Raw genomic sequence first — 16,307 nt, 5'->3', positions numbered from 1 at the left:
TCGGGGGCAGCGATCACCGCCGTCGGCAGGAGAGGACTCCGCCCGGAGGAATCACGGGCGACAAACACAACTGGCCTGCCGTCGCAGATCGACGTGCAGGCGTTGCGTCAGGTACAGCGCCGGGGCCCGGCGGGGTGAAGGTGCCATCGCGGTCATGGTCAACGGCGCCGCGATTTCGTTTTGTTCCGCGAAAGCACCGGATGTAACCGTGCTCACTCCGGCAGAGCGGCCTCATCACGTTCGGCGCTCGGTGCGTTCCACAGTGAAACTACGCTGACCCCGACCTCGGCCAGCAACGACCTGGTCAGCGAGAGGCTGATGCCGAGCACGCTGGCGGGATCGCCGTCCACTCCGGTGATGAACCAGCCACCGAATCCGTCCAGGGTGAAACCGCCCGCCACCTTCATGGGTTCACCGGTGGCGATGTAGCTGTCCAGTTCGGCGCGGGAAGGTCGACCGAATCGGACGGTCGTGGCGAGGTGATCGCTGTGTTCGGCCACCGTCGTGCCGTCCCGCAGCCGCAGCACCGCGTGGCCGGTCAGCAGACTGCCGGTGCCGCCGGCCATCCGCCCCCAGCGCTCGGCGGCCAGCTCCGGGGTCTCGGGCTTGCCCACGAGTTCGTCCGCGTGCTCGCCCGGGGTCCACAACATCGAGTCGCAGCCCACGATCACCGCGTCCGGGAACTCGGCCGCCACTCGATCCACCACGGCCGAAGCCTTCGCACGGGCGAGGGCGGTGACGACCTCGGCGGGCGAGGGCTCGGGCAACGAGGCGGTCACCGCGTGCTCGTCGACCCCGGAGACCCGCACCACCGGCTCCACCCCGGCGCTACGGAGCACGGACAGGCGGGCGGGCGACGCGGAAGCCAGTACCAAACGCACACCGAGGACTGTAGTCGCGAACAGCCGAACGGTTCGCCGCGGTGGTCCCGTCAAGCCGGTGGCCCGAGACCGAGACGAGCGCCCCACCGACAGCGGTGACCGAAATTACCTGATTCGGGTGAGCCCGGGACGACTGTTCGGCACGGTTGCATACTGGCGGTGTGCGATTAGTCGTCCGGCCCCTCGAGAGCGCCGCGGCAGCCACCGACGTGCTGCGTGCTCTCGAACAACGTGCCAGTGATCGCGGGCTGCCACCCCCCGCGGCGCTGACGGGCAGCTGGTTCGGCGGGAGCACCGTCCTGGTTCCCTCGGTCCGGGTGCTTCCGGTCGAGCCGGACACCGCGTTCGACGTGATCGACCGGCAACCGGAGGTCACCCGTGAGCCCGGAGCCCCGGAGGACGCCGTCGGCGGGGGCTGGATCGGGTATCTGGGCTACGAGCTGACCGATCCGGCAGGAGCACGCCCCGACAGGCGACGCCTCCCGGTGGCGGCGTGGGGCTGGACGGATCACGTGTTGCGGCGTGACCGGCGGGGGCAGTGGTGGTTCGAGACGATCGCCGAGGGGGAACCGCGCGCCCTGGCCGAGGAACTCGGTGCACTCGTCGCGGAAGCGGCGGGCAGGGAGGCCGGGAACACCGCGGGCGCGGGCACGGTCGTCGTGCCCGACGCCGATCGACATCGCAAGTCCGTGCGGCGCTGCGTGGAGGAGATCGCGGACGGCGAGATCTTCCAGGCGAACATCTGCAGCCGGTTCGCGGTGCCGTTCACCGGCAGTCCGCTGGAGCTGTTCGCCACCGGCAGCGCGCGGTTCGATCCGGCCCGAGCCGCCTATGTGGCCGGGGACTGGGGCGCGGTGGCCTCGCTCTCGCCGGAGCTGTTCCTGGCCCGGCACGGCAGGGTGGTGCGGAGCAGCCCGATCAAGGGGACCACGCCGCGACGCGGCCCCGAGGACGACCACAACGCCGATGTGCTGCGCGGTTCGCGCAAGGACATCGCCGAGAACGTGATGATCGTGGACATGTCCCGCAACGATCTGGGGCGGGTAGCCCGGACCGGCACCGTGACAACACCGAAACTGCTGCGTGTCGAGGCACATCCCGGGGTGTGGCACCTGGTTTCCGAGGTGCGGGCGGAGTTGCCACCGGATACCGGTGACGCCGAGCTGCTGCGGGCCACCTTCCCGCCCGCCTCGGTCACCGGTGCTCCGAAGGTGCGTGCGCTCGAGATCATCTCCGAGCTGGAGTCCGACCCCCGGGAGGTCTACTGCGGTGCCGTGGGCATGTCCTCGCCCGTGGGCGGCACCGAGCTCAACGTGGCCATCCGGACGCTGGAGTACTCGGCCGGTGAGGTCGCCTTCGGAGTGGGCGGCGGGATCACCGCCGATTCGGACGCGACCGCGGAGTGGCAGGAGTGCCTGACCAAGGCGGCGCCACTGCTCTCGCTGCTGGAACGGCCGGGCGAGTAGGTTCCCCGGCCGGAGTGGTCACTCGGGAACGCGACCCACCTCGGGTTTCGTCCGCTCCGTCAGCACTTGACCGACGAACAGGTCGTAGACGACCGCGCCGATCACACCACCGACGAGTGGCCCCACTATCGGTATCCAGAAGTACCACGAGAACCACTCGTAGTTGCCCGGGAAGGCGATCTCGTCCCAGCCCGCCACGAAGGTCCACAACCGCGGACCGAAGTCACGCGCCGGGTTGATGGCGTAGCCCGCGTTCGGTCCGAAGGTCAGGCCGACCACGGTGACGACCATCCCGATCAGGAACGGGCCCATGTTGGAGGAGGGCGCCATGTTGCGCGTGTCGATCAACGCGAAGATCAGGCACACCAGAATCCCGGTGCCGACCACTTGGTCCAAAAATGGCCCCCACCAGCCGCCGCCGAAGTACTCGGCGGGGAAGGTGGCGAAGATGGAGAAGGTGTCCAGCGACTCGGAGCGAGCCAGCCCCTCGGAGGCGTTGAGGGAATCGATGGCGGGCGCGTAGACCGCGTAGACCAGCGCCGCCGCCAGAAACGCCCCCACGACCTGGGCGAACCAGTAGGGCACCACCTTGTACCAGGGAAAGGCCCTGCGAACGGCGAACGCGAGGGTCACGGCGGGATTGATGTGCGCCCCGCTGACGCCACCCGCCGCGTAGACTCCGAAGACCACGCCGAAGCCCCAGCCCCAGATGATGATCAGCCAGTTGGCCGGGCCGAAGTCGGTCACCTGTCGGCCCGATTCGGGCAGCGCGGCCACGGCCACCGCGACGGCGCCACAACCGAGCAGCAACAGGATGAAGGTCCCCAGCACCTCGGCGAGCATCTCGCCACCGAGTCCCCGTCGGTAACGCCAGTGTGTTCGTGCGTGCGCGGCGTTTTCGGACATCGATCCTCCCCGCCCGGAGGGCCGTGTGGTGTCTGCCCGGAATCCCCCGTCCTGAGTCCCCTGTCCTGAGCCCCTCAGCCCGGAGTCCTCCCAGTCGGAAATCCCCGGTTCCGCTCCTGCCGGAGCGGTGATCACACGCTCCGCGCGAACGGACGGACAAAGCGTAACCGAACACCGGGAGGAACGCCGGACAGCCGAGACCGGCGGGAACGGGATGGCGGAATCAGCGCACTCGCTCGGCGGAGACGTTCCACGTGTCGCAGGCAGCGGTGGTGCGTTCCCGAAAACCCGTCAGCTTCCAGTCCCGCTGGTTGCCCGGTGAACCGTGGGTGTCGCTGAGCTGAGTGCTTCCCGCTGCCGAGACGAACCGCTCCGCGACGCGCTCCCGCAGCATCCCGCCCTCGGCGGCGGCGGCCATGAACATTCCGGAATAGCAGTCGGCCTGCAGTTCGAGACGACGCGAGATCCGGAACCACTCCGGACTTCGTACCTCGACCCCCTCCTGACGGACGGTGGAAGCGCGCAGGACTCCGGCACGCTGCTGCACGTGGTGGCCGTACTCGTGCGCCAGCAGTATCAGGTGGGCGGGCTCCCGGGTGCCGATGTCGGAGAGCACCCACTGGCGAGGCATGTGGATGGTGCCGTCGCAGTAGAAGGCGGTGGGGCGGCTCGTGCCCTCGGTCTCACTGCAGTCGCTCGTTCGGGACCGCAGGCTCACCTCGGGTGGTGCCCAGCTCAGGTCGGCCCGGACGACAACGGGGCGCCAGAGAGTGTTCAGGCAGCGCACGGCAGCATCGTAATAGGGCCGCATCCGGGTCTCGGACTCGGCGAGCTCCGGCAGGCGGCAGTCGGCGGGCTCCAGTGAGGCGTTCTCCGAATTGAGCGGGTTGTCCTCCAACAGCGCGACGGGCTCGAATCCGGGTTGCGGGACGCCGTCACGCATCTCGGGGACCTCGGTGGTCTCCGAGTCCTCGCCCCCACCGGCCAACAGCTTGCCCGGCTCGGCCACCACGGCCAGCAGCACGATCAGGAACACGACACCGAGTACACCGAAGATCGCCAACGGCGAGTTGCCCGGCTGCCGATCCTCCTCCCACGGATCGGGGACCGCGCCGCCACGTCTTCTCCGAAACACCTTCACTCTCCTACCCGCCTGCCCGCGGGACGCTCGGCAGCGACAATCCCGAATGATTATCCACGAAATGGTGACACCGGACTCGTGGTTTTCGGTGGTCGCAACCGGGGATCTTCGGAGTCGGAATCGGCACTGACCAGGCACGGAACCATTCGGGGCGCCGCGGTGAGATCCGGAGTGGATGTCGAACCGTTACACGATAAGTCCCAATCGACCGGTTGTCGCCATCCGATGTCGGGACTCCCGGAGCGAGAACCGGCAGGAGGTTCCGCCAAGCGAGCAACCCGACAACCCGACCGGAAACTTCGATCAGCGGCCGGAGTCTCGCTCGGCTTTGCCGGGACGGCGCTCGGGCGGCAGCTGACAGGCAGGAGTCTCACCCGGTAGTCGGTGCCGGTTGTTCGCCACGAGGCGGTAAATCGCATCCGCCACCGAGCGGATCACCGGCGCGGCGAGCACGGATCCGGCCAGCCGCCACGGGCCCCGACAGTGCCGCAGCAACGTCGCCACCGCGGCGGCCCCACCGTGGAGTCGGTGGTACTCGTCGACGAACACGACCTCGTTCCGCGCCCGCTGTTCGGGCACTCCCAGCCACTCCAGGTTCGCCTCCTGCCAGGGCACGGAACTGACCCGAACCGGAAGCCGGTCGGCCAGGCGCACGCTACGGGTGCAGAACCCGCAGTCACCGTCGTAGATCAGCGCGGGAAGCTCAGTCACGACACCAATGTCCCGCAACCCACCCCCGCACCGCACACCGAGGCGCGGAAGCCTCGCTGAGCCCCGGAAGCCGACAGCGGCGCTCCCGACCCGAACCCGATGCCACGACCTCGTCTCGGCGCGCAGCGCCGAACGGCCACCAACGCAGCTCGCTTGCCACGAACTTCCCAAGCAGCTCGCACCGCCACGCCCCTCCCCGCACGCGACACGCACCGCCGCGGGTTCTCACGGGTCGTCTCGCGAGGACAGCCTCGACGTTGTGTAGTAACTACCCGATGTCGAGGCTCCCGCAGCGAGACGGCTCGTGAGGTTCCGCCACGCAACCAGCTGCGGAGAGCGCGGCACCGACTCTCACTAATCCAGATCGTCGTGGCGCATGAGTTGCCTCCCCGCCTCGGTCAACGACCCGGAAAGCGCCGGGTACACCGAGAAGGTGTTGGCCAGGTCCTCCACTGTGACCTGGTTCTGCACCGACAGCGCCAACGGCAGGATCAGCTCACTGGCGTTGGGGGCCACGACCACACCACCGACGACCACACCGGTCGCCGGACGGCAGAAGACCTTGAGGAAGCCGCGGCGAACCCCCTCCATCTTGGCGCGGGGGTTACCGGAGAGCGGCAGCACGACGCTTCGAGCGGGAACCTCGCCGGACTCGATCGCCTGCTGGCTGATCCCGACGGTCGCGATCTCGGGATGGGTGAAGACGTTGGCGGCCACCGTCTTGAGCTTGATCGGGGTGACCCCCTCGCCCAGCGCGTGCCACATCGCGATCCGCCCCTGCATCGCGGCCACCGAGGCCAACAGCAGCACGCCGGTGCAGTCCCCGGCCGCGTAGACGCCGGTCGCACTGGTTCGGGACACCCGGTCCACCGGGATGTAACCCGCACGGTCCGGTTCGATACCGATGCGATCCAGCCCGATGTCGGCGGTGTTGGGCACCGATCCCACGGTCATCAACGCGTGGCTGGCCTCGATCTGACGCCCGTCGTTGAGGTGGATCAGCACCCCGGACTCGGTGCGGTCGATGCGATCGGCGCGGGCGTGCTTGACCACGCTGGCTCCCCGCTCGGAGAACACCTCCTCCAGCACAGCGGCGGCATCGGCGTCCTCGTGCGGCAGCACCCGGTCACGGCTGGAGACCAGCGTCACCTTCACGCCCATCTCGGCGTAGGCGGACGCGAACTCGACGCCGGTGACGCCGGAACCCACCACCGCGAGGTGTTCGGGGAGTTCGGGCAGATCGTAGAGCTGTCGCCAGGTCAGGATACGTTCGCCGTCGGGCTGGGCTCCCGGCAGCACGCGCGGTGTCGCGCCGGTGGAGATCAGGACGGAGTCGGCGACGAGCTCCTCCTGCCCGCCGTCGCTGAGGTCGACCCGAATCCGGTGCTGCGCCAGTCCCAGCGTCTCGTCGACGAACCGCGCACGGCCACCCAGGATCCGGACGCCCTCCCGGTGGACCCGGGAACGGATGTCGGCCGACTGCGCCAGCGCGAGCCCCTTGACCCTGCCGTGCACCACGGCCGTGTCCACGTCCGCGGCACCTTCCTTGACCCGAATGCCGAGTTCCTGCACATCACGGATGGAAGAGCGAGCGCCCCCGGAGGCTATGAAGGTCTTCGACGGCACGCAGTCGTAGAGCACACAGGCTCCGCCCAGTCCCTCGGCCTCCACCAGCGTGACGTCAGCCCCGTTCTGGGCGGCCACGAGGGCGGCCTCGTAGCCCGCGGGCCCGCCTCCCATGATTACGATGCGGGACACTTCGCTCTACCTCCTCATAGGACTTTGCCACCCCGGGTTGGCCGGGGTACTTGCTTGGCGGAACCTCCCACCGGTTCTCGCTCCGGGAGGACCGACATCGAGTAGGCACGTTCACAGGACCGTGTTCTCGGCTCCGCGCTGCTCGCGCTCCGAACCGTCGTCCGGCACCACGCGGCGGCCACGGCACTCGGGTGCACTCGCGGCCGTGCGGGACGGAGTCGCCCTCGCCCGGAATTGGTAGAGACCATTTCGCACCCCTCGCCCCGGGCTCGCAACCGCCGGCCCAACGGTACGCCGCCACCCCGCTCGCGCGGCCCACCGGTACCCGCCGGAAGCCGCGTGTCACACGAGCACACGAAGTAGCGAACCGAGCACGGTCAGCTTGAGGGGACAACGGATCGAGGCGTGGTTATCCTGTGAGCCGTGCCGCTATACGCCGCTTACGGATCCAACATGGATCCGACCCAGATGCTGCAACGCGCTCCCCACTCGCCCATGACGGGAACAGGCTGGTTGATGGACTGGCGGCTCACTTTCGGCGGTGAGGACGTGGGCTGGGAAGGGGCACTCGCGACGATCGTCGAGGAGCCGGAGGCGCAGGTTTTCACCGTGCTCTACGACGTCAGCTCCGAGGACGAGCAGGAACTCGACCGCTGGGAGGGCTCGGACCTGGGACTGCACAAGAAGCTGCGGCTACGGATCCACACCCTGGACGGTCCGACACTCGCCTGGCTGTACGTGCTCGACGCCTACGAGGGCGGTCTGCCCTCCGCGCGTTACCTGGGACTGATCGCCGAGGCCGCCGAGCGGGCCGGAGCGCCGAACGACTACGTGACCAAACTGCGCACCCTGCCCTGCAGCAACACCGGCCCGGCTCGCTGAGCCCTCCGCCTCTTCGGCGACCCCCTCGGCGGCGGTCCGGTCATCGGCACGGCCGTCGACCCGGCGACAGGCCGCGAGCAGCGCCAGGGCACGGCGCGTGCCGCGCCGGTCGGCCCTGATGGCGACGCGCCGCCGCACCAGCTCGACGAGCTGGCGCGCCGCGGCGGGCGTCATCGCCGAAAGCGTCCGCCGCAGGCACGCCGAGGCGAACGTCGCGTCGCCCGCCGTGCACAACACCTCGGTCAGCGCGACGTCGAGCACCTGGGTGCGCAGCCCGTCCAGTTCCACCACCTCGGACTCGCGGACCCGGCTCTGCCGGGCCACGAGTCCGCTTCCCCTCGGGGGCCGCCTGTCGTGGACAACGGTCAGGTACGTCGTGGTGGGAACGGGAGCACAGCCGTGCACCGCGAGTGCTGTCGGCCCCGACAGCACCGCCCCGGGCGCTCCCCACAACAGCGCGGCCAGGGCACGGGTGCGCGGCTGGTGCAGCGACTCGGCAGGCACCAGCACTCCCGGCCACTGCGCGGCCACCGTTCCACGGGACAACGCGGCGCTCAGTCGCCGCTGCCCGAACCGGGCGCGTAGCCGACCCCGGGGCAACGCCCCGGCAGCACGCACGGCCGCGAGCAGCTCGGCATCGCACCGGTCTCGCGACGGGATTAGTTCCGTTCGTTCGCTCATACCGACAAGAGAGCCGAACGGCACGCGGTGATACACCCCGGACGGGTGATTTCGCAGGGAAACCCGGTACGACCCGGCAGCGAGCAGTGCGACGAGGAATCCGCTACGAGGATCCCGGTCCGGCCTGCACAACGGATCGGAGAGCGACTACTCCACATCAAGGGTTCCGTGTGATCGCAGCAAGAACGAAGCCCTGTTCATCGCACTCTACGCGAAAGAACTGCCGCGATCATCATCCAGCGCGCGCTCGGCGAAGGTGATCAGGTTCTGGCAGATGTGGCAATGCGACGGAACCTCCGTACTCACCATGTCGAGTTTGTAGAGCCAGAACGGCGGGAAACTCTCGCCAATCGGTTCGGTCTCGAACGCCGTCCGGGCCTCGGTGGTGAGGCGTTCGATCTCGAACAGGTACTCATCGGTCATCCGGTAGAACGCCTCGAAGCCGTGCTGGCGCACGTACTCGAAGTTGAAGCGCACCGACTCCAGCGCGATGGGGAACGGGTGCAAGCCGAAGTGAACACGCATGCTGTCGATGAGTTGATCCACATCGGCCGATCGCACCACCGCGTCCAGTTCCGCCCACCGACCGGACTCGCGATACGCCACGATCCGGTCGGCGAGCAGATTCCGGGCAGCGGCCAGGTTGCCCCGCTTCTCATCGAACAGGCGCAGGGTGGCGTCCCGCGCCTGATCGCTACCGGTGTTGTGGACTTCCCGCACCGCCGCGACGAGATGAGTCACGAGCGCGCCGTCCTGCGACATGTACGTGCCGAACTCGTCCCAACTCGCGGGGATACCGTGCTCTGCGATGCCGTTGAGGAACTGGGTACCGCTCAGGGGCATGGGAACCTACCCTCACTTTTCGGTAATCCTGATACCGCAACAGCTTAAATAGGAACCTATTTTTCAACCCAGACTCCGATCGTGGGTCATACGCTCGCAAACGAATGTCACTCGGACGGAATGATCGCCCGTACGGACGAATCCAGCGCGTGCAACGTCGTCTGATGCTGCTCCCCGCTGGCCAGATCCCGCACGGTGACCAATTCGGATACCCAGTCATCCGGACCGACTATGACCACCGCTCGCGCACCGGCCTTGTCGGCGCGCTGGATCTCTTTGCCGAGCTTGCGCGTATCCAGCGGCGTGGTGACCCGCAGGCCCGCGTCCCGCAGGACCCGAGCAGCGCGTCGCGCCGGATCGAACAACTGTCCCTCTGTGGGGATCACCACCACATCCACATCGGTACGCGGCCGCGGCAGCAGGCCGTGGGTGTCGAGGAAGTCGATGATCGTGACGTCACCCATCCCGAACCCGAAGCCGGGGATCTCCTTGTTGCTGAACAGGCCCACCAGGTTGTCGTAGCGGCCACCACCGAACAGCGACCGGCGGTTACTCGGGTCGGTGTCGAACACCTCGAACACCGTGGAGGTGTAGTAGTCGAACCCGCGCACGATCAACGGATCGAACTCGATCAGCTCGGCCGCACTCGTGTCGAGCACCTGCATGAGTCGGGACTGGTTGCGCACCTCAACGGGAAGTTCCTCGATCGCGGCGCGACCGTCCTTGACGACCTCGGCCAGCCGGGCGAACTGTTCCTCCGACAGGCCGATCTCGGTGGCACTTTCGGCCAGCGTGTCGGCGCTGACCTTTTCCCAGCGGTCCAGCAGGTTCGCGGTCTCGCGCACCTTGTCGTGCGGAACGCCGACGATGTGGGTCAGCAGCGCATCCAGCAGCACTCGGTCGCTGACCCTCAACCGCCACATGTCGGTGCTCGCGCCCAGGCTGGCCATCATGTCGTGAATCAGTTCCAAAAACTCCACCTCCACCGCCGTGGAGGACGAGCCGAACAGGTCGACATTGATCTGCCAGTGCTCACGCACGCGCCCGCGCTGGGGGCGCTCATAGCGGTGACAGTTCGGGTGGCTGTACCAGCGCACCGGGAAGGTCAGCGAACCCGCGTTGCCCGCGATCATGCGCGCCACCGAAGGAGTCATCTCCGGGCGCAGCGCGAGCCGTCGCCCACCGTGATCGGTCAGCGTGTAGAGCTGCTGATTGACGATCTCCTGGCTGGACTTGGACTCGTAAATCTCGACCGGCTCCAACTGTGGACCGTCGTAGCGCTGGTAGCCGTAACGTTCGAGTACCTCGTAGAGCCGATGGAACACCTGAGTGCGCACCGACATCTCGTCGGGCAGGAAGTCGCGGGTTCCACGGTAGGGCTCGGTGGACAGGTACTCGCTCACGGTGATCCTTCGGGCGACTCGATGACTACGGGTCCGCACTAAGCGTAACGGTCGCCTCCAACAGCACGGTGCGTCAGGTGAGCTCGCTCAACCCGTCCAGAACCTCTCGCAGCAGCTCAGGCGCGGGCGGAGCCCACTGGGACGACCACTCACTACTCTGCGACCCGGCCACGTCCGCGCCCGGACGGAAATGATTACGAGTCAGAAGGTCCGGGTTCAGGTCACCACTCATAGCCAGCATGTAGCCACGCGGTTCGGGCATGAGTCGTCCTCGAAATGGAACCGGCCCACCGCCGAAGGTCGGGGCAGCGACGGTAGGCCGGGCTCTGGTCGATCTGGTTCGTGTAGACGTCACGAGCCGGACAAGCACGTGAGACGCGCACACGCGGCGCATCGCTGTCCGCCGTCGTGATGCATCACGAACGCCAGCGGCAGTACTTCGCCACACTCACTGATCAGGCACTCCACCGGATCGGTCTCCTCGGAGACGTGGCGATCAGCGGAAGGGACGCAGCCGCCCTCGGCGCGAAATCCGTGACTGAACCCATCCAGGCCGGATTGCCGCCACTCGCGCTCGCTCATCGTGTCTCGTCGCACTCTCGACACCTGCTCCAATCGAGATACGGATCGCCGGGCATGAGCCAACCCATGCAGCCACAGACGGTGAGCACGACCGAGCGACTCTCGTAGTCGCCGACGATCGGATCACTTGGCACCTCGTGCCACACGCGCTCGCCGCGCAACCCAATGGCGAACAGCGGCCCCGCCATGTCGATCTCGGTCGGCAGCTCGATCACCTCGGCCGACGTCTCGGCGACCTTCAGCGGCGCATCGAGCAGGCACAGCTCGCACGGCATGCCCGCCAACCCGCTGACACTCTTCAGCCACGAGTAATGCGCGGTGAATCCGCAATACGCCTTGCGCATGCCATCCGGAGAGTCCTGCTCAGCAGCGAAGATGTGCACCATCTGAGCGCCGGGTGCCTGACGCTCGTGCAGGCGCGCCAAGATCACGCTCATCGAGCCCCCGTCTCTCAGCGACCATCCCTGTTACTCCTCCGGCCACCGGAGGTATGACCTGTCCGCCGCTGTCCGGGTATTGGGAGGGCAGGTGTCCATGCGCGGGTCGGGCCTCGGGGTAGCGCACCCACATAGCGCGGGTCGTTCGCCGCGCGCGGCGAACAGCCCGCCAAGTGCGCATGGACTCAAGGTCGTAGATCACAACTGCCCAAGGCAGGAACGCGGAAAAGATGATGACTCCGAACATCACGATCTGCACAGCACTCACCGGCCCCACGTGTCACGGCCGACGTCGATGACCAGCCACACCGCTACGACGACCGCGGCCAAGAGCAACACCGGGTAACCGATCAACACTGCTCCAGCAGAAGCATTAAAGTGCATCTCCAATGTAGCCTCACTAAAGCAGGCTTCCTTTATAGGATGCTAAATCTGCAATCCTACTTTGTGGATACTCCTAAAGGGTGATCGTCGAACCGCAAGTGCGGTGATCGATAATGTGCCCGGCAGAAACTCGGCACCCCTGGAGGACACGGATGGCCACACCCACGGTCAGGCGGTTGCAGCTCGGCAACGAACTACGCCACGCCCGTCAGGCGGCAGGCCTCGAACAGGCGGATGCCGCACGCATCCTCGACTGCGCAACCACGAAGATCAGCCGCTTGGAGCTGGGCCAATCCGGTATCACCAAGGGCGATCTGCTGTTGCTACTCGATGAGTACGGTGACACGCAGGAACACAAGGACTGGTTGCTCGAATTGGCACGCACCCGGAGCGCACGCGGCAGATGGGGTGGTTACCGGTCGGTCTTCCCCGAGTGGTTCCGGCAGTACGTGGACCTGGAGACCGACGCCAGCGACATACGTCAGGTTCGTGGCGAAATCATGCCGGGTATCCTGCAGACAGAGGCATACATCCGAGCGTTGGAGACGTCCTCGCCACGAGCCGATGACAGCAATGTGGACGCGGCGGTGTCCGCCAGACTGGAGCGGCAGTCGATCCTCACCCGGTCGACCCCACCCTCGGCATCCTTCGTACTCTCCGAGTCGTGTCTACGTCGGCAGATCGGCGATCGCGGGGTCATGCGACAGCAGCTTGACTATCTGTACGACCTGGCGCTGGAAGACAACATCCACATGCAGGTCATACCTTTCGACGCTCAGACGTACGCGGGAGCGATCAGCTACGACTTCACGATCCTGACAATCCCCTCACCTGGTACCACACCCGACCTGGACTTCGTCTACGTCGAATCATTCGACGATGCGAGATACCTGGACAGCAAGGAAGCCGTGAGCGACTACGTTAGTTTGTGGAACCGACTGCAAGCCGCCGCAGTGGGCCCCAGGGAATCCTTGGAACTGATCCGCTCAGTGGCCGAGCAGTCGTATGCCCCCGAGACATAAGCGAAAGGTCCCACACCGTGCACAAGCCTGACTTGCAGGGCGCTCACTGGTTCAAGAGCAGTCGCAGCCAAACACAGGATGCCTGTGTGGAAGCAGCACTCGTGCCCGGCTTCGCCGGTGTACGCGACACGAAGAACCGCGACGGCGGCACGCTCGTGTTCGGCAGCGGCCAATGGGCATCGTTCCTGGGTGCGATCAAGCGAGAGAACAACGGTCTCACCTGAGCCTGCTCGAACGGGAACGGCCCGCTTCCGGCATTCCCCACGCGTAAACCGAAAGCGGGCCGTTTTGCCCAGGGAAAGCTCGTCGACGCAAGGAAAACGATACTCCAGGACAGAAATCAGGGACGAAGCACCATCCGCACAGGAGACAGTGGAAGGTGGATTTCCCTACTCCCGCAACGCGGTCAACGCGGTGTGGACCATCGTCCGAACGCCCACGAACAGCGCGCGCTCGTCCAGTACGAAGTTCGGTTGATGCAGGTCGTTGGCCGGCATCCCCTCACCCGCCACCCCGAGTCGGGCGAACGAGCCGGGCACGTGCTCCAGGTACCACCCGAAGTCCTCACCTCCGGAGGACTGCGGTGTACCGCTCTGCGCCTGTTCCCCCAGCGCCTCACCGATGGCCGCTCGCATCAGCCGGGTGCTCTCCGCGTCGTTGACCACCGGCGGCACACCGCGCCGGTGCTGCAGGTCGTAACCGACCCCGAGTGGGGCCAGCAACCCCTGGACCAGCTCCTGCACCAGCGGACCGAGCTCGGCCCAGGTGTCACGGTCGGCGGTGCGCAGCGTGCCGCGCAGGGTCCCCTCCTGCGGGATGGCGTTGGGTGCCTCCCCGGAACGCACCGCGCCCCAGGCGAGCACGGTCCCGGTACGCGGATCCACCCTGCGCGAGAGCAGCGTCGGCAACCCGGTTATCAACGTCCCCAACGCGTGCACCAGGTCGGCGGTCAGATGTGGCCGGGAAGTGTGACCGCCCGGCGAGGTCAACCGCACCTCCACCGGATCGCTGGCCGAGGTGAGGGCTCCGATGCGAGTCCCGACCGTTCCCACCGGCAACCGCGGGTCGCAGTGCAGCCCGAAGATCCGGTCGACACCGTCGAGCCCACCCGCGGCGAGCACGTCCAGCGCGCCACCGGGCATGACCTCCTCGGCGGGTTGGAAGATCAACCGCACTCGGCCGGGCAGCGCGCCGGGAGCCGAGGCCAGCGCCATCGCGGTCCCCAACAGCACGGCGGTGTGCGCGTCGTGGCCGCAGCAGTGCGCCGCGCCCTCGGTGTTGGAGGCGAACGGCAGACCGGTGGATTCGGTGAGCGGTAGCGCGTCGATGTCGGCACGCAGCGCGATCGTGCGGGCGACGTGGGTCTCCTGCCCGATGTCACAGATCAGCCCGGTCCCGACCGGCAGTCTGCGGGGACGGAGACCGAGCGATTCGAGCTGCTCGACCAACAACCTCGTGGTGCGGTGCTCGGCGCGCGAGAGCTCGGGGTTGGAGTGCAGCTCCCTGCGCCAGGCCACGACGAGATCGGAGTTGTCGGCCATCCACTCGTCCAGCCAGGCGGGCCCGCGCCCTTGTCCCGGATCCGCAACCCCGGATCGCACAGGACCGATGGTCTCGCTCATGGCGCGTTCCGGCCCGTTGGGGACGACCGCGGTCGTGGAGTCCGCCCGGAATGACCTGTCACCGCCGTCACCGGGTGCCCGCGCGGCGTCCTCCTCGGCGAGCGGGTCTGCGGGTGGATGGTCGACCACGGAGTTACCACCGTGGGTGTTCGGACCTAGCGAATCCAACGCGGTCACGTCACGCCTCCCGACGCGAAGAATCGGTTCGACAACCGTCGAAACCCGGAAGCTGTTCGATTGCGGACGGCGGCCAGCAAGCGCTCTCGCTGGTCCCCGTCGAGAGCGGCAGCCGCCGCGGTGCGCGCGAGCGCGGCGGCACCGTCGAGAACGGCTCTGTCGGCCGAGGGTGAGGCACACGCCGCCGCGAACTCGGCCTGGTGATTGACCGCATCCCCGCACTCCAGAGCGATCATCGGATGCACGGCGGGTATCCGAAGGCTCACGTTGCCCATGTCGGTACTGCCGATCACACCCTCGCGTTCCGCCGCACGCGCGACCGGATCACGACCGAGGTCGACCACGGCGCGGCGGTACGCATCGGCGAGCCACTCGTCGGAGGACAGCTGGGTGTAGACGGGCGAGACACGCACCACTTCCGTGGAGCAGCCGGTGGCGGTGCCCCCCGCCTCGAAGCAGGCGCGTATCCGGTCCTCCAACCGGGCCAACGACTCCGGATCGGCCGCTCGCAGGTTGTACTCGGCCGCGGCCCGCTCGGGCACGATGTTCGGCGCGGCCCCTCCGGAGGTCACTATGCCGTGCACCATCTGACCGGCTTCCAGATGCTGCCGCAGCAGACCGACGGCCACCTGGGTCACCGTGAGCGCGTCCGCGGCGTTGACCCCCAGTTCCGGAGCCGCGGCCGCGTGCGCCGCACGCCCGGTGTAGCTGACCCGCAGATCGGTGATGGCCAGCGAACGCGGCGCACACACCTCCGCCGGACTGGGGTGGATCATCAGAGCGGCCGCCAGCGGATCGAACAGCCCCGCCTCCAGCATCGTGATCTTGCCACCACCGATCTCCTCGGCGGGGGTGCCGAGCACACGCACGGTGATTCCGAGTCGTTCGGCGACCTCGGCCAGCGTCAACGCGGCCCCGACGGCGGAGGCCGCGATGATGTTGTGCCCGCAGGCGTGGCCGACCTCGGGCAGCGCGTCGTACTCGGCACAAAGCCCGACGACGAACTCCCCGGAGCCGTAATCGGCGGTGAAAGCGGTGTCGAGCCCGGCCACCGGTCGCTGGACGTGAAAACCGTGCGCGGCGAGTGTCCCGGCGACGGTTTCGGCGGCACGGTGCTCGGCGAAACTGACCTCCGGGTCGGCGTGGAGATCGTGTGACAGCCCCAGCAGCTCGGCCCGGTACTCGTCCACCGCGGCGCGCCACGCCGAAGCGAGGCCCGGGTCACCCGTCGATGGTTCCGGCCCGGCGGAACCGAGCGGCTCCCTCGCCGGACGAACCGTGTCGTGACCACTGTTGTGCGGGGATTCGGTACTCATTTGCGACCCATAGTGCAGGATACGAGCACTCGTGGCCGCCTCGGACGCGCCTCGGATAGCTCACCGGTCGCTTCGGCGCGCCGAACGGGTGAAGG

At 67.5% G+C, this 16,307-nt stretch carries 17 protein-coding genes; 4 read left to right on the top strand and 13 right to left on the bottom strand.

Features of this window, described 5'->3' with window-relative positions; genetic code table 11:
* Positions 1-51: 51 nt before the first annotated feature.
* Both BM394_RS23905 and BM394_RS05560 read right to left on the bottom strand, forming a co-directional pair.
* On the bottom strand, positions 52-147 hold the full coding sequence (locus tag BM394_RS23905; protein ID WP_425427425.1) for a putative leader peptide: 96 nt from the start codon (positions 145-147) through the stop codon (positions 52-54).
* Between the two features lie 65 nt (positions 148-212).
* A complete protein-coding gene (locus tag BM394_RS05560) occupies positions 213-881 on the bottom strand; it encodes a Maf family protein (RefSeq protein ID WP_092974702.1) in 669 nt (222 codons plus the stop codon).
* A gap of 161 nt (positions 882-1,042) precedes the next feature.
* Here BM394_RS05560 and BM394_RS05555 point away from each other — a divergent pair, with 161 nt between their 5' ends.
* Positions 1,043-2,347 carry an aminodeoxychorismate synthase component I gene (locus BM394_RS05555; RefSeq protein ID WP_092974699.1) on the top strand — a complete coding sequence of 435 codons (1,305 nt, stop codon included), beginning with the start codon at positions 1,043-1,045 and terminating at the stop codon, positions 2,345-2,347.
* Between the two features lie 18 nt (positions 2,348-2,365).
* On the opposite strand, the gene BM394_RS05550 is transcribed toward BM394_RS05555, so the two are convergent.
* The 4 genes from BM394_RS05550 to BM394_RS05535 form a co-directional block, all read right to left on the bottom strand.
* Complete coding sequence (locus tag BM394_RS05550) at positions 2,366-3,253, bottom strand: MIP/aquaporin family protein (RefSeq protein ID WP_092974696.1); 888 nt, start codon at positions 3,251-3,253, stop codon at positions 2,366-2,368.
* Between the two features lie 223 nt (positions 3,254-3,476).
* Positions 3,477-4,388, bottom strand: coding sequence for a neutral zinc metallopeptidase (locus BM394_RS05545; RefSeq protein WP_245779992.1), 912 nt, complete (start codon positions 4,386-4,388; stop codon positions 3,477-3,479).
* Positions 4,389-4,697: 309 nt separating this feature from the next.
* Positions 4,698-5,105, bottom strand: coding sequence for a thiol-disulfide oxidoreductase DCC family protein (locus BM394_RS05540; protein WP_092974690.1), 408 nt, complete (start codon positions 5,103-5,105; stop codon positions 4,698-4,700).
* 354 nt (positions 5,106-5,459) lie between these two features.
* The gene (locus BM394_RS05535) at positions 5,460-6,863 is read right to left on the bottom strand and encodes an NAD(P)H-quinone dehydrogenase (protein ID WP_092974687.1); all 1,404 of its coding nucleotides are present in this window, start codon (positions 6,861-6,863) and stop codon (positions 5,460-5,462) included.
* 423 nt (positions 6,864-7,286) lie between these two features.
* Between BM394_RS05535 and BM394_RS05530 the strand changes: the two genes are divergently transcribed.
* On the top strand, positions 7,287-7,745 hold the full coding sequence (locus BM394_RS05530) for a gamma-glutamylcyclotransferase family protein (protein ID WP_092928163.1): 459 nt from the start codon (positions 7,287-7,289) through the stop codon (positions 7,743-7,745).
* An 888-nt stretch (positions 7,746-8,633) separates the two neighbouring features.
* Here BM394_RS05530 and BM394_RS05525 read toward each other — a convergent pair.
* The 5 genes from BM394_RS05525 to BM394_RS05510 all read right to left on the bottom strand — a co-directional run bounded on the left by BM394_RS05525 (position 8,634) and on the right by BM394_RS05510 (position 11,691).
* Positions 8,634-9,269: a hypothetical protein gene (locus tag BM394_RS05525; RefSeq protein ID WP_092974684.1), complete on the bottom strand. Its 636-nt coding sequence runs from the start codon at positions 9,267-9,269 to the stop codon at positions 8,634-8,636.
* Positions 9,270-9,376: 107 nt separating this feature from the next.
* Positions 9,377-10,672, bottom strand: coding sequence for a histidine--tRNA ligase (gene hisS, locus BM394_RS05520; protein ID WP_092974681.1), 1,296 nt, complete (start codon positions 10,670-10,672; stop codon positions 9,377-9,379).
* Positions 10,673-10,745: 73 nt separating this feature from the next.
* Positions 10,746-10,934: a hypothetical protein gene (locus BM394_RS22315; RefSeq protein ID WP_139235143.1), complete on the bottom strand. Its 189-nt coding sequence runs from the start codon at positions 10,932-10,934 to the stop codon at positions 10,746-10,748.
* Between the two features lie 89 nt (positions 10,935-11,023).
* Positions 11,024-11,254, bottom strand: coding sequence for a hypothetical protein (locus BM394_RS05515; RefSeq protein ID WP_092974678.1), 231 nt, complete (start codon positions 11,252-11,254; stop codon positions 11,024-11,026).
* On the bottom strand, positions 11,251-11,691 hold the full coding sequence (locus BM394_RS05510; protein ID WP_092974675.1) for a hypothetical protein: 441 nt from the start codon (positions 11,689-11,691) through the stop codon (positions 11,251-11,253). The genes BM394_RS05515 and BM394_RS05510 overlap by 4 nt, the downstream gene beginning before the upstream one ends.
* 536 nt (positions 11,692-12,227) lie before the next feature.
* Here BM394_RS05510 and BM394_RS05505 point away from each other — a divergent pair.
* Together BM394_RS05505 and BM394_RS05500 are read left to right on the top strand one after the other, a co-directional pair.
* Positions 12,228-13,097 carry a helix-turn-helix domain-containing protein gene (locus tag BM394_RS05505; RefSeq protein WP_092928168.1) on the top strand — a complete coding sequence of 290 codons (870 nt, stop codon included), beginning with the start codon at positions 12,228-12,230 and terminating at the stop codon, positions 13,095-13,097.
* A gap of 17 nt (positions 13,098-13,114) precedes the next feature.
* A complete protein-coding gene (locus BM394_RS05500) occupies positions 13,115-13,321 on the top strand; it encodes a DUF397 domain-containing protein (protein ID WP_092974672.1) in 207 nt (68 codons plus the stop codon).
* 165 nt (positions 13,322-13,486) lie between these two features.
* Here BM394_RS05500 and BM394_RS05495 read toward each other — a convergent pair whose 3' ends face one another.
* Both BM394_RS05495 and BM394_RS05490 read right to left on the bottom strand, forming a co-directional pair.
* Positions 13,487-14,719 (bottom strand): amidohydrolase, encoded by a 1,233-nt coding sequence (locus tag BM394_RS05495; RefSeq protein WP_092975146.1) that lies wholly within the window; start codon positions 14,717-14,719, stop codon positions 13,487-13,489.
* 173 nt (positions 14,720-14,892) lie between these two features.
* Positions 14,893-16,212: a M20 family metallopeptidase gene (locus BM394_RS05490; RefSeq protein ID WP_092974669.1), complete on the bottom strand. Its 1,320-nt coding sequence runs from the start codon at positions 16,210-16,212 to the stop codon at positions 14,893-14,895.
* Between the last annotated feature and the right edge of the window lie 95 nt (positions 16,213-16,307).

The organism is Actinopolyspora lacussalsi subsp. righensis (genome assembly GCF_900116555.1).
In the GTDB taxonomy this organism is placed as follows: Bacteria; Actinomycetota; Actinomycetes; order Mycobacteriales; family Pseudonocardiaceae; genus Actinopolyspora; species Actinopolyspora lacussalsi.
The sequence above is the reverse complement of the archived record's forward strand: the minus strand, read 5'-3'. Positions and strand labels throughout refer to the sequence as shown.

Excerpts from the sequence above, each read along its gene's own strand:
- BM394_RS23905 (WP_425427425.1), bottom strand. The coding sequence starts at position 147 with ATGGCACCTTCACCCCGCCGGGCCCCGGCGCTGTACCTGACGCAACGC.
- BM394_RS05550 (WP_092974696.1), bottom strand. The coding sequence starts at position 3,253 with ATGTCCGAAAACGCCGCGCACGCACGAACACACTGGCGTTACCGACGG.
- BM394_RS05525 (WP_092974684.1), bottom strand. The coding sequence starts at position 9,269 with ATGCCCCTGAGCGGTACCCAGTTCCTCAACGGCATCGCAGAGCACGGT.
- BM394_RS22315 (WP_139235143.1), bottom strand. The coding sequence starts at position 10,934 with ATGCCCGAACCGCGTGGCTACATGCTGGCTATGAGTGGTGACCTGAAC.
- BM394_RS05515 (WP_092974678.1), bottom strand. The coding sequence starts at position 11,254 with ATGAGCGAGCGCGAGTGGCGGCAATCCGGCCTGGATGGGTTCAGTCAC.
- BM394_RS05510 (WP_092974675.1), bottom strand. The coding sequence starts at position 11,691 with ATGAGCGTGATCTTGGCGCGCCTGCACGAGCGTCAGGCACCCGGCGCT.
- BM394_RS05505 (WP_092928168.1), top strand. The coding sequence starts at position 12,228 with ATGGCCACACCCACGGTCAGGCGGTTGCAGCTCGGCAACGAACTACGC.
- BM394_RS05495 (WP_092975146.1), bottom strand. The coding sequence starts at position 14,719 with ATGAGCGAGACCATCGGTCCTGTGCGATCCGGGGTTGCGGATCCGGGA.
- BM394_RS05490 (WP_092974669.1), bottom strand. The coding sequence starts at position 16,212 with ATGAGTACCGAATCCCCGCACAACAGTGGTCACGACACGGTTCGTCCG.